The organism is Allobosea sp. NPDC003192, from assembly GCF_050275675.1.
In the GTDB taxonomy this organism is placed as follows: Bacteria; Pseudomonadota; Alphaproteobacteria; order Rhizobiales; family Beijerinckiaceae; genus Allobosea.
In genome coordinates this window covers 19,743-31,852 of the sequence record NZ_JBNNPK010000014.1, presented here as the reverse complement: position 1 = coordinate 31,852, position 12,110 = coordinate 19,743, and the positions used below count along the sequence as shown (strand labels likewise).

Sequence of the window (12,110 nt, the reverse complement as noted above, 5' to 3'; positions counted from 1 at the left end):
GAAGGACACGCCATGACCACCGCGACCATGACCCACGGCTTCGCGCTGCCCTCCGCCCGCACCGTAATCAACCTGGCCATTGGCGGCTTCGCTGGCCTCGGCTTCTGGGAATTGTTCTCGGCCGTGCCGACCGCCTGGTTCGCCGAATACCCGCTGGAGCCGCCGGAACTGGTGAAGTCGCTGTTTGCGCACCAGCTCGGCCTGACGCTGTCGACGCCGGTCGCCAAGCTGCTGCACTTCGTAACCGGCTTCCTGTTCTACCCGCTTGGCTATTGGGTGCTGACCCGCTGGGTGAAGAGCTTCGGCATGCCGGCCGATGGCTGGATCTGGGGCGTGATCACCTACTTCATCGCGCTCGCCTTCTTCGCTCCCCTGGCCGGGCAGCACTTCCTGCTGAACGACGTGCCGCGCCTCTCCGTCATGAGCCTCGTCGGCCACGCGATCTACGGCTGCCTCGCGGCCTATGTGTTCGAGGCGCTCGAAGCGCGCCGAGCCTGAACGCGGAAGAGGACAAGGCCATGCTAGACAGACGTCGTTTCATCGGTCTCGCCACGGCAGCACTGATTGCCGCGGCAGGCGCAGCCGGGGCGGAAACGCCCCGCCCGGTCAATACGCTTGGTTCCGCGGATGGGCTGGCGATCCGTGGCTACGACCCCGTCGCTTATTTCCGCGACGGCGGGCCGCGGCAAGGCAGGCCGGAATTCTCGGTCCGCCATGGCGGCGCCACCTGGCGCTTCGCCAGCGCCGAGCACAAGGCGCTGTTCGAGGCCGATCCGGAGCGTTACCTGCCGGCCTATGGCGGCTTCTGCGCCTATGGCACCTCGCGCGGCTATCTCGTCAAGATAGAGCCGGAAGCCTGGTCGATCGTCGATGGCAAGCTCTATCTCAACTACGACCTTAGCGTGCGCGAGACCTGGGCCGGCCGGACGAAGACCTACATCGCCCGGGCCGAAGGAAACTGGCCGCGGCTGACGACCAAGGACATCCGATGACAGTCCGGGCTCCGGCTCGCGGCAGTGCCGGCCTTCGGAGAAAGATGACCTCCCTTTCGAGGGGAGCTGCGCGCCACGAAGCATGCCTCGGTGATCGATCGCGACAGCAACGCCGCGGCCTGCAAGGCTCTTTTCGACGAGCAGGAAGCGCGCGCCCGGTCGCAGGCGCCGGGTCTTTGTCGGTGGCGCCGACCGCTCGATTTGAGAGAGGCGACAGAGCGCCGTCCCACGTCGTCTCAGCGGCCGTTGCTCGAAACCCGGCTCTGATGCCCACTGAACAGGAACTGCATGAAGGCTGGCGGGATCTCAACGAAGCCAAGAGCTTCCTGACGGATATCGAAATCCGCGATAGCTTCGGTCAGCCTCTCGAATTCCAGCTCGCCCTCAGAGCCCCTCGATGATGAGATCAGCTGTGCAGCTCGCAGCACAGCAACCTTTCGCTGTTCATAAGACGAGATCATTACGGCGTCGGCGTTCGGCATGACACTACCTCATCGCTACGCAACCTCACTCTCACCAAGCTAGCGAACCAACCGCCGGAATACGAGTCGCTTGTGCAAGATTGCCCGGTAGCCGGCCCTACGCGCCCAAGATGGAGTTGGCCGGCGGCCGGCGCTCGGAGACGTGGACCGTCGTGGCGCGCCATGCGTGGACGTTGGCGCCTCGCCCGGAACCAGGCATCCGCATGCCGTGAAGCCGGGGCGGTTACGGCCTGGAGCGATCGCTGAAGAATGAGCTGTTTCGAGCCAGCGGCATGCCGAACGTCGAAAGCTCCGCGCCGACACTCGTCGGTGAAGCGCCGTCGCAAGCGGCCCCGCCGTCCTCGGCGGGCGGGGCGGTCAGTCGCACGGGCCTCGCGCGCCTACGCAATGAGGGCGCCAGGTGTTGGATCGATCGGGACAACTCTCGCAGCTGCGGACGAAGGGCGCCGAACCTGCGGCCGGGAGCTCGGTCTCAGATGCTCAGATGACGTCGTAGCGGACATCGTGCGTCATCGTGAGAGTCGCGCGCGTGAGCCCGATTATGGCGACGACGAGTTGCAGGCCTCCAGAGATCACATAGGCCGGGATTTCGACCTCGAGGTTCTCGTCGCCCGCCATTGTCCCGATAGCGCCCGCTTCCAGCCCGATCACGTACAGAAGATTCTGCACATAGGCGATCGTCGCCAGTTCGATACCGCGGCCCTCTTCTTCTGCCCGCTTGAACTTGTCGTAGAAGGCGATCGTATAGGCGACGAGGTCGCCGATCCCCATCGATGCGTCATACGCCCCTTTGGCAAACAATCCCGCAGGCTGGCCTGCGCGCGGAACGAAGAAGAGCGCGCCTTGCAGCAGCATGTCGATGAAGTTGCAGAGATAGACGCCATTCGCCAGCTCTTGCTGGAGCTCGTCGGGCTGGTCGAATGGAATCGTGCTCGCCATGTACAGCAGCTGGATCGCCATAGACATCGTGTCGGCGATTTTCAATTGCCCTTCGCTGAGGGCGATGCTCATCGTGAGGCCAGCACCCATGAATCCGGCCAGGACCGAGAGGGCGCCACCGACCTGCGAGTAGATTCTCGCAGCCTCGCTGCTGTCCTCCTTGGCCTCGGCCTGACCGGGAGCCATCGCCATCGAGCGAGCCTTCGGCGCGGCGCCTGCGAGAATCGCGATGATCTCGTCGAAGGAGTTCGCGCTGGCGAGGCCGAAGCTGCCGTCCGCGAACGGTGCTTCCCCGGCGACGACCTTGTAGAAGATCGTGGTCGGGATCGCAGCCAGCAGGCTGAGGCCGTCGACGAGGCTCATCTTGCTGCCGCCGGCGACGAACTCGTAGAGCGGGGTCAGCAGCGGGATTTCGATTTCACCGAACAGGGTCTCGTCGAGCAAGGCGAGAAAGGTCCCCGCAATCGCGAACAACCCGTCGGCAATCGTCTTGAGCGCTTCGAGCACCGTTTCGACGAGGGTCTTGCTCAACAGCTTGACGATCTCGCCGAATGTCAGCGTCCCGGCCTCAAAGTCGTGGATCAGGGTCCGGGCGACCGCCGCGATCTCGTCAGCGATCGCTTTCATGGTCGGGACGAGCGTATCCTCGACGAAGGCCTTGATAGCCTCCGGGCCGGTCCCGTAACCCGGCGCCGGGCCGTTCAGGATGCCGCCATGCAGGAGCTGGTAGCAGGCGAAGCTTCCACCGGTGCTGTAGAGCGCAGCGTTGACGCCTTGCGAGTTGGCGCTCTCGGCGGTTGTTTGCGTCACCACCTGGTTGATCGAGAGGGCTGCATATTCGGGCGGAAGCACCGGGTGATCGCCGATTGAATCGATCGAGCGCAAGAGCCGCTCGAACGCCGCATCCATTCGCCTCTGCAGCGCCGGCAGCTCGCCTTCCAGCTGCTTCATCGTCTGCCGGGCAATATTCGTGAACACCTTGTGCGTCTCGACAATGTCGTCCCAGTCGAAGATGAAGCCGAGCCATTTGATGAGCTTCTTCAGGCCGATCGCCAGGACATGAAGAGCCCAGTTGATCAGCTTCAGGGCAGCGGCAATCGACTTGACGACGAAATGGAAACACCGGCCGGCAATCTTGACCGCGAAGCGCAAGACACCTTTCGCCACCGAGAACACGAACTCGCCGATGGCCTCGATGCCGGATTCGAGCGCTTGCAGAATGTCGCCGGCGATATCCTCGACAGTGTCGATGACGCTGAACTCGGTCTTGCGCATCGCCCCGCCGACCGATGCAGGAGCGGATACCAGCAACACTTCGGGGTTGCTCGTCGGAATCTGCAGCGTGCCGCTGCTCAGGTCGCCACCCCAGATCTGGTCCGGGAGCGAGCTGGCCGGCTGGCTGCCATCGACATTGCTGCCATCGGCCGGAAGTCCCGCAATATAGGCGGTCAATGTCGAGATCGTCTGCGCGCCGAACTCAGCCTGCTTCTTGCTGAGCTCGGGAAACTGGGCGCGCAGATCATCGCCCGTCCGGATTTGCGACAGTCTCTGGATCGCCTTGGCGGCCGGATTGAGGTTGCCGGCCCCCGATCCGGATTGGGGCCGGGGCTGGACATGGTAGACCGGCGTGCCGAGGGTCAGCGTCGGCGCGATGATCGTCAGGTTGCCGAACGCGTCGGTCCGGACCTCGACCGGTGCGTCTGGAGATAGCTCCCAGACGTAGCCGTTGATCGTGGCGTAGGTCCATTGCGACGAGGTCACCGCGACCTGCATGCCGACCATCACGTTCTGGGCTTCGTCCTCGAAATGGATGGTCGAGGTATAGGACGGAAATTCCTGGGCCGCGCCGGTGTCCTCGAGCGGGATGTCGACGTTGTGCCAGAGGGTGGTCGCCGGATCCTGCCATTGATAGCTGAGCTGGTTGTCCGAGAGCGCGCAGAGGAGCTGGTTCGCTTGCCGCTTCGGCTGGCGCAGCGCACTGATATGCGCGACATGCTGCAGCAGGACGATCGGGGCGCTCCATTCGCCCGGTTCTTTCCCTTTCGGTTGCGGTCCGGTGGAATACCAGAGGGTCTGCTTCGAAGGGGCGAGCATCCAGATCGAGATATTGTCCGAATCCTGCGCGACCGCGATCTCGCCGATCGGATTGTCCGCGTCTAGCTCGATGATGCGCACCCCGCCCGCAGCCTTCAGGGTTTGCGTCTGATGGGGGTAGAAGTCGACGCCGGCGGCCCCGCCGACATAGAGATTGCTGTAATGCTGTGCGACCGGGTCGGCCAGCGCGGCAAGGCACTGGGCGGCCGGGTCCACGTCAAGCGGCAGATTATAGGGGAGCTGATCCGCCACGGGGGCAACGGCTCCGACGAAATGGAGGTTTTTCGTCCCGGCGATCTCATACAGCACATAGGTGCCGAAGACGCCGGCACCGGCCGAAACATGGCCGAACGCGATAGCGAGGATTCGGTCGGGGTTCTCCGCCAGCGGATACACGGCCCATGACCAGAGCGCCGAGGACGTGTCGCCATTGACGAAGTAATGATTGGCGTCACCGCCCTCCTGAACGACCACGATGATCGCGGCGGGCTTGTCCACGCTCCCCTGATTGCCCATCAGGATGGTCTTCGCGACCGCGCCCTGTACTGGCCTGGTTCCGTGTCCCGGCGCCGCGGCATCCAGCGGGATGTCGGGATCGCGCCGGGTCCAGCTGCCGGCGAAGGCCGACCAGTCGGTGGCGCAGAAATCGTTGCCCGACCAGCCGGAGACGTAGACGACGCTGCTGCTCTGGTCACCGGATGGCGCGAGCGCCAGGGCGACGGCATATTCGCCGGTCGAGACCTGCGTCGTGTCGAAGGCGGTCACCTTCGCATCGGAAGGCAGCCCTTCGCCGAGGGATACCTGTCGCCAGCCGGTCGGTTGGGCAGGATCGCGGAAGCATACCCAGAGCTGATCGTCGGTGCCGATCGAGAAGACCGCCGGGTCTCCGTTCCGATCGTGAACGGCGCTGATCGGATGGGTGACCGACACCGTACGGCTTGCGCGGTAGTTCGGCATGATGTCGGCGTCTGTCCTAGACACGATCGCGCCGACGGGCATGGGCTTGCTCATCTGTCAAACTCCCCAGGTCTCTGTGGTCGAGCCGCGTCGCGGCAGGCCGGCGCCGGGAGGGCTGCGATGCGCGATTGCGCTTCGGCGCCGTGCGGAGGGCTGAAGCCCGTCGGTCAGTTGAGGTAGGTCACATAGGCGACCAGGTTCTGCTGCGGATCGAAGCAGACGCCCTTGTAGGCAAAGCGGTTTCCTGCCGGGAAAACGATCGCGGCCGAGATGTCACCCATCGCGCTCTCCAGTTCATCGGAGACATTCGCGAAAGCGGACTGGGAAACCGACGCGGCTTTGTCCTGGAACTGCGCCTGATAGGTGTTCAGGAACGTCGAGAAGACCTCGCTGATCGCCGCCCAGATATCTCCGACGAAGCTGTTGCCCCAGGTCTTGCTCGACGCTTCCCCCTGCTGGACCTGCGTGCTCTCGGTGACCAGGGACCCGTTGCTGCTCGCCTTCAGGCGGACGTCGAAACTCCAGGGAAGGACATAATCGCCACTGAAGCTGGAATCGGTCTTATCCCAGCCGAAGAACTCGACGGTGAGCGTCGTGATCGCCGTATAGGTGACCTTCACATGATAGGTGGCGCTGGCCGGATCGAGCGTCACCGTGCAGTCCAGCTTCTCGGTGATGTTCTGATAGACCGCCTGGAGGAGGCCCAGGCCCTCCAGCTTCTGGCCCTTGCCCCCGTGCTGGTTGCCGTAGAGGTTGACGGACTGGGACGTGCTCCACTGCCCCGGGCCTGTCCTGGTGAAGGTTGGAACGCCTGGGTTGCCGGTGTTCCCGCTGGCACTCGTCGTCGCCGGGTTGGTCGCGCTGACGGCTGCAGCGATCGCCGGCAGCAGCAATGGCTCGACATAGGCCCTGTCGAACAAGGGGCCGTTGATGGCGACGGCGCCCTGGTATTGCTGCGTGTTGGGGCCTGCGACCCAGTTGAAATCGAAGATCCCGGCGGTGTTGGCCGTTGGCGCGCCCCTGCCGTCGGTCATCATCAGGTAGTTCAGGGTGCTCAGATCATCATATGTCCCGGGCGGATTGTATTTCGAGACCGAGAAGTTGTAGCTGGTCGGGACCAGATCGGGCAGGAGATCGCCGGATGCGTTGCCTGACCCGCCGCTGCTGGTGACGACATAGTTCAGGACCCATTGTTGCGCGGCGCTCTCGATGCTTTGGGCCCAGCTCTGGAGAGCGGTTTCGAGCGTCGATGTGATGATGGCGTCGGTCACCCGCTTGCCGTCGGCATCGGTGATCGTGACGTTCGCCCAGACCACCGTGCTCAGCTCCAGGAAGAGCTGCCCGACTGAAAGGCGCTGGTTGGACAGGGCGTTCTGAATCTCCACCGGCAGCTGGCCGATTTCGGCGCTGTCCGGGATCGAGCCCTGCCCGATATTGGCCGCGAAGACGATCGTCCAGCCAGCGATATCCTGGCTGATTGTCTTGTAGTGGACGACATCGAAATATTGCAGCGATCCGGCAGTGAACAGCAGCGACACCGCAGCCTGGTTGCTGGCCAGATCGCTTCCGGAGAGCCGAAGCGTCGGCGCCGAGATCCTTGCACCGACAAGACCCGGAGACTGCTCGGCGGAGACATCGGGATTGAGCTGGCAGTTGATCGTCACCTTCCAGAAGTTCGCGTATGCGATGCTGCTGTTCAGGGCGCTCTCGGTGCTCGCCAGCACCAGGTCGTAGCCAGTCAGGTCAGGCATGTCCTACTCCCAGTCGGATGAGGGCGACGGCTGGACCGGCCTCCCGTCTGCCTGGCCGCATATCGGCCGGCCGGCGTGCCGCAGGCCTTGCCGTGCAGCGCCTCGCGCAATGCCTTGATGCCGTCATGCTGACCTCCCGCCCGGCGCTGCGCCCTCCGCGCGGATCGGTGGAGGCGCTCGCTTTGCATCGGCGGAAACCTGTCGTCGGCCCTTTCGTGTGGGCACGAAACATTAACCGCTCGGCCAAAATCCTAGTGTCGTTGCGCCGGTCGGCGCTTGCCCAATTCGATGAAACGGCCGATCCAGCCGATGAATCGACATTTCCACGGCCGGGCGGTCGCCGCATCGTGGCAGGCCGCCATCGGCAAGGAATGCGATTGGATGACTGCCCCCGCCGGATATCGAGGACACGCTGACCGCTCTGCTCTCGCGAGTGCAGATGGAATGGCGGGCAGTTCCTCGTCGGCCCCGGTATCCTTCTGGCGTGCCAATGCCGCGGCCTGGAGCTTCATTGCATTCTTCGGCCTGATCTCGCGGCTCGTCGCCTTCAACGATGTCACGCTGGCCGTGACGCTGACCCTGGTGCTGGACCCTATCGGCTTCGTCCTGACGGCCGCGGCGTATAAATTCTACCTGGAGCGGACCAACCATGGCGGGACCGCCATCGCCATCTGGGCGCTGGCCTGCGCCGTGCCCGGCGGGCTGTTGCAGATGGCGATCTCCAAAGCGGTCAAGGACGGCCTGTTTCCCGACATCCCGGACGGCAACATCGCGGTCAACGATGCCGTGCCCGCTATCTTCTACACCGCGGTCTTCCTCGGCTGGTCGCTGGCCTATTTCTGGATCCGTGCGGATGTCGACGCCCGCTCGGAACGGATGCGCCGCAGCGAAGCGCAAGCGGCCGCGACGCGGGCCGAGCTGCAGCGCCTGCGTTTGCAGCTCGACCCGCATTTCCTGTTCAACGCGCTGAACACCGTGGCGGTCGAGATTCCGGAGAACCCGGAAGCCGCGCTGGAGATGACCCTCCGTATCGCCGCCTATCTTCGCTACTCGCTCGACCAGCAGACCCGGCCGGTGTGCCCCTTGAGCGACGAGATCGAAGCGGTCCGGGCCTTCATCCGCATCCAGGAGCTGCGCTTCGAAGGCCGCCTGCGCTGCACCGTGGAGATGGATCCGGCGGTGCGGGCAGTTCCCGTGCCCCATCTGCTCGTGCAGGGGCTGGTGGAGAATGCGTTGAAGCACGGCTTGCGCTCATCCGTCGAGACGCTCGTCATTCGCCTGACCGCGCGGCGGATGACCGACGACGCGGTGGTGATCGAGGTCGTCAATCCTGGCCGGCTGGCCCCGCATGCCGGCGACAGGCCGGCTCTGGGTCTGGCCAATGCGCGACGGCGACTGGAACTGCACTATCCGTCACGTCACGAGCTGTCCTTGACCCAGGATGGCGACGTCATCGTCGCGCGGTTGCTGCTGAGGGGGAACGCATGCTTCGCGTGATGCTGGTGGACGATGAACCACCGGCCCGGCGTGGGCTGTGGCGGCAGCTGCGGGACTATGCCGATATCGAGGTCGTGGCCGAGGCCGGCTCTGTGTCCGAGGCCCAGGCACGGGCCTCCGTGCTGCGCCTCGATGCGATCTTCCTCGATGTCGAGCTGACCGACGGCCGTGGTTTCGATCTTGTCGCGCAGCTGCAGCCAGTGCCGGCGATCGTGTTCGTCACGGCGCACAATCTCTACGCGGTGAAGGCATTCGATGTTGCAGCCGTCGACTTCCTCCTGAAGCCCATAGTTCCCGCCCGGCTGGCCCTGACGGTAGAGCGGTTGCGCCGGCACCGGCAGGACACGGTGCAAGCCGCAGCGCCCGGTCGCGAGCGACAGGACGATGTCGAGCTGGATGCCGATCCCCGGCCAGGCGATCCCAGCCAGCGCATCCATCTGCGCATCGATGGCAAATCGGTGATCGCGCCGCTGCGCACCGTCGCCATGCTGGCCGCGGAGGCGGATTTCACCCGCGTCTTCCTGAAGGACGCACGGGATTATCTGGTCTGTCGACTGCTGCGCCATTTCGAAGCTCAGCTGCCCACGCCGCCCTTCGTCCGCATCAGCCGGTCGCTGATCGTCAACCTGGATCAGCTGGAGCGGGTGGAGTGGCAGGACGCCGGGCGCTGCAGCCTGTCGCTCGGCGGCGATATCGGGCCGGTCACGATCGGCCGGATCGCGGCCCGGCGGTTACGGCAAAGCATTGAAAGCGGTCGTATGGTCAGCGTTTAGGTTTCCCGTCCTGCCCCCCGCGGACCCTGCCCCCCTACGGAGATGATGCGTTCGCCTGAGTGTCGATCGACACTGGCGGCCGGCGGGCTTCATTGTCGCTGCGCCGCGCTTGTGCATGGAGAGATAAATCGACCGGATGAAGGAGCTCGCCCGCGCCTGCAGCCGGTCGGATTCGCCCACCTTCGGATTGTTCGCGAGACAGCGCCGAGCGCGAACGTTCGAGGAGGCACTCCAGGCTCCATTCCGCTCGTCATGGCTTCGATGACATGCGCCGGTAGTGGGCATTGGCTTTTGGCCTGAAATCAGGCATGCGCGCAAAACGCCATCTGACGATGGACAATGGCGAAGCGCAGCTTCCCATCGTCCGTCGGCATGCTCTAACTGTGACATGCCGCAAGAGCCAGCCACGCAGACCACGGCCGAGACCGCCGAAGCCGACCTCGCCGCCGCGGGCCTGAAACCTCACCACGGCCCCTATTCGGCTTTCGCGCCGCTGCGCCATCCGATCTTCCGCGCGGTCTGGATCGCAAGCCTTGCCTCGAATTTCGGCGGCCTCGTCCAGATGGTCGGCGCCGCATGGCTGATGACCTCGCTCTCCAATTCGCCGGACATGGTCGCGCTCGTCCAGGCCTCGACCACGCTGCCGGTGATGCTGTTCTCGTTGGCCGCCGGCGCGATCGCAGACAATTACGACCGCCGCCGCATCCTGCTGACGGCGCAGGGCTTCATGCTCGCCGTTTCGGTCATGCTGGCGGTCTTCGCCTGGCAGGGGCTGCTTTCGCCCTGGCTGCTCCTGGCCTTCACCTTCCTGCTCGGTTGCGGCAACGCGCTCAACAACCCGGCCTGGCAGTCCTCCGTCGGCGACATGGTGCCACGACCCGAAGTACCGGCGGCGGTGACGTTGAACAGCGTCGCCTTCAACATCGCCCGCAGCGTCGGCCCGGCGATCGGTGGCGCCATCGTCGCCGCTTCCGGCGCGGTCGCTGCCTTCATCGTCAATGCCGTCAGCTATATCGGCCTGCTCGTCGTGCTGGCCCGCTGGCAGCCGCCGCATGTCGAGCGCGTGCTGCCGCGCGAGACGTTCTTGATCGCGATGAGCGCCGGTCTGCGCTATGTCGCGATGTCGCCCAATATCCGCGCCGTCATCCTGCGCGCCTCCCTCTTCGGCTTCGGCGGCGTCGTCGGTCTCGCTTTGATGCCGCTGGTCGCGCGCGATCTCGTGCGTGGCGGCCCGCTGACATTCGGTATCCTGCTGGGGGCCTTCGGCGCCGGCGCGGTCGCCGGAGCCTTCGTCAGCGCCCGGCTGCGACGCCGCTTCAGCACCGAGACACTCGTGCGCCTGACCTTCCTGGCCTATGCGGCGGCGGCGCTGGTGGTGGGGCTGAGCCGGACCATCTGGCTCACCATGCCGGCGCTTGCGGTCGGCGGCGCCTGCTGGGTCCTGGCGCTCTCGACCTTCAATTCGACGGTGCAGCTGTCGGCGCCGCGCTGGGTGGTGGGGCGGGCGCTCGCGCTCTACCAGATGGCGGCCTTCGGCGGCATGGCCGCGGGCAGCTGGGCCTGGGGCTGGGTCACCCTTCAGTCCGGCCCGGCAGGCGGCCTGTGCGCTGCGGCGGTCGCGCTCGTCTGCGGCGCGGCCGCCGGGCTGCGCTATCGGCTGCCCCCGCTCGAGGCTCTCAATCTCGATCCGCTCAGCCGCTGGCGAGAGCCGACGGTCGCGGTCGACATCGAGCCGCGCAGCGGCCCAGTCTTCGTCACCATCGAATGGCGGATCCGGCAGGAGAACGTGGTCGAGTTCCTGAAGGCGATGGAGGAGCGTCGGCGCATCCGCCGCCGCGACGGTGCCCGTCACTGGTCGCTGCTGCGCGACCTGACCGACGCCGAGCTCTGGATCGAGCGTTACGACAGCCCGACCTGGGTCGAATATGTCCGCCAGGCCCAGCGCGCCACCCAGGCCGACGCCGAAATCGGCGACCGGGTCAGAGACCTTCATATCGGCCCCGAGCCACCGGTCGTGCACCGCATGGTCGAGCGTCAGACCGGCGTGCTGCCGCGCGAGGTGCTGCGCGCGACCCGGCAGGCGCAGGCGTCGCCCTGAGCGGCGGCGAATCCGCTCAACGCCGCGAACCACGCGCGCGGACAGAGTATCTTTATCTAGTCGACGCGCGCTCCGCACGGGCGAGTGCGTGACACTCTGGAGCCTTGGCATGCGTAGCCTGCTCCCGGATTTTGCGGTCTGCTGGCGTAATCCAAGGCTGGAGGCCGCCGCCGTCAGACAATTTCCGGATCGCCGCCGTGGGCTTCACCGCTTTGGTCTTGATGTCCGTGAGAGCCCTTGTCGGCCTCCTGCCCCACCCTCTCGCCAGAGACCGAAAGCGGAAGCAACGGATTCCGTGGCTGTCGACAAGCAGGCTCGACCGACGGAGGACGGAACAAGGCCGTGCTCGGCGCCTGGACAGGACCTTCAACCAAGAAGGAACGGCTCGAAACTGGAAGATGGTGCCGCAAGAGGGATTCGAACCCCCGACCCCCTCATTACGAATGAGGTGCTCTACCAGCTGAGCTATTGCGGCGACGGGTCGGGCTGTATCAGCCCGACCCCTTTTTGACAAGGCAGACAAGCAC

General features: G+C 65.2%; 8 protein-coding genes and 1 tRNA gene. 5 read left to right on the top strand and 4 right to left on the bottom strand.

Annotated elements, in window-relative coordinates; all coding sequences use genetic code 11:
• The first annotated feature begins 12 nt into the window (after positions 1-12).
• Positions 13-498, top strand: coding sequence for a DUF6789 family protein (locus tag ACQKLX_RS18765; protein WP_427363071.1), 486 nt, complete (start codon positions 13-15; stop codon positions 496-498).
• A gap of 20 nt (positions 499-518) precedes the next feature.
• Positions 519-992, top strand: a complete 474-nt coding sequence (locus ACQKLX_RS18760) for a YHS domain-containing (seleno)protein (protein ID WP_427363070.1) — start codon at positions 519-521, stop codon at positions 990-992.
• Positions 993-1,228: 236 nt separating this feature from the next.
• On the opposite strand, the gene ACQKLX_RS18755 is transcribed toward ACQKLX_RS18760, so the two are convergent.
• The 3 genes from ACQKLX_RS18755 to ACQKLX_RS18745 form a co-directional block, all read right to left on the bottom strand.
• On the bottom strand, positions 1,229-1,474 hold the full coding sequence (locus ACQKLX_RS18755) for a hypothetical protein (RefSeq protein ID WP_427363069.1): 246 nt from the start codon (positions 1,472-1,474) through the stop codon (positions 1,229-1,231).
• A gap of 480 nt (positions 1,475-1,954) precedes the next feature.
• The gene (locus ACQKLX_RS18750) at positions 1,955-5,518 is read right to left on the bottom strand and encodes a hypothetical protein (RefSeq protein WP_427363068.1); all 3,564 of its coding nucleotides are present in this window, start codon (positions 5,516-5,518) and stop codon (positions 1,955-1,957) included.
• 113 nt (positions 5,519-5,631) lie between these two features.
• Positions 5,632-7,215 (bottom strand): hypothetical protein, encoded by a 1,584-nt coding sequence (locus tag ACQKLX_RS18745; RefSeq protein WP_427363067.1) that lies wholly within the window; start codon positions 7,213-7,215, stop codon positions 5,632-5,634.
• 288 nt (positions 7,216-7,503) lie between these two features.
• On the opposite strand from ACQKLX_RS18745, the gene ACQKLX_RS18740 reads away from it, so the two are divergent.
• From ACQKLX_RS18740 to ACQKLX_RS18730, 3 genes are all read left to right on the top strand, one after another.
• On the top strand, positions 7,504-8,712 hold the full coding sequence (locus tag ACQKLX_RS18740; protein ID WP_427363066.1) for a sensor histidine kinase: 1,209 nt from the start codon (positions 7,504-7,506) through the stop codon (positions 8,710-8,712).
• Positions 8,700-9,485 (top strand): LytR/AlgR family response regulator transcription factor, encoded by a 786-nt coding sequence (locus ACQKLX_RS18735; protein WP_427363065.1) that lies wholly within the window; start codon positions 8,700-8,702, stop codon positions 9,483-9,485. The genes ACQKLX_RS18740 and ACQKLX_RS18735 overlap by 13 nt, the downstream gene beginning before the upstream one ends.
• 388 nt (positions 9,486-9,873) lie before the next feature.
• On the top strand, positions 9,874-11,583 hold the full coding sequence (locus ACQKLX_RS18730) for an MFS transporter (RefSeq protein WP_427363064.1): 1,710 nt from the start codon (positions 9,874-9,876) through the stop codon (positions 11,581-11,583).
• A gap of 399 nt (positions 11,584-11,982) precedes the next feature.
• On the opposite strand, the gene ACQKLX_RS18725 is transcribed toward ACQKLX_RS18730, so the two are convergent.
• A tRNA-Thr gene (locus ACQKLX_RS18725) sits at positions 11,983-12,058 on the bottom strand.
• Between the last annotated feature and the right edge of the window lie 52 nt (positions 12,059-12,110).

What these genes read in the sequence shown, in the direction of transcription:
- ACQKLX_RS18730 (WP_427363064.1), top strand. Translation starts at nt 9,874, where the DNA reads ATGCCGCAAGAGCCAGCCACGCAGACCACGGCCGAGACCGCCGAAGCC.
- ACQKLX_RS18760 (WP_427363070.1), top strand. Translation starts at nt 519, where the DNA reads ATGCTAGACAGACGTCGTTTCATCGGTCTCGCCACGGCAGCACTGATT.
- ACQKLX_RS18750 (WP_427363068.1), bottom strand. Translation starts at nt 5,518, where the DNA reads ATGAGCAAGCCCATGCCCGTCGGCGCGATCGTGTCTAGGACAGACGCC.
- ACQKLX_RS18755 (WP_427363069.1), bottom strand. Translation starts at nt 1,474, where the DNA reads ATGCCGAACGCCGACGCCGTAATGATCTCGTCTTATGAACAGCGAAAG.
- ACQKLX_RS18735 (WP_427363065.1), top strand. Translation starts at nt 8,700, where the DNA reads ATGCTTCGCGTGATGCTGGTGGACGATGAACCACCGGCCCGGCGTGGG.
- ACQKLX_RS18740 (WP_427363066.1), top strand. Translation starts at nt 7,504, where the DNA reads ATGAAACGGCCGATCCAGCCGATGAATCGACATTTCCACGGCCGGGCG.
- ACQKLX_RS18765 (WP_427363071.1), top strand. Translation starts at nt 13, where the DNA reads ATGACCACCGCGACCATGACCCACGGCTTCGCGCTGCCCTCCGCCCGC.
- ACQKLX_RS18745 (WP_427363067.1), bottom strand. Translation starts at nt 7,215, where the DNA reads ATGCCTGACCTGACTGGCTACGACCTGGTGCTGGCGAGCACCGAGAGC.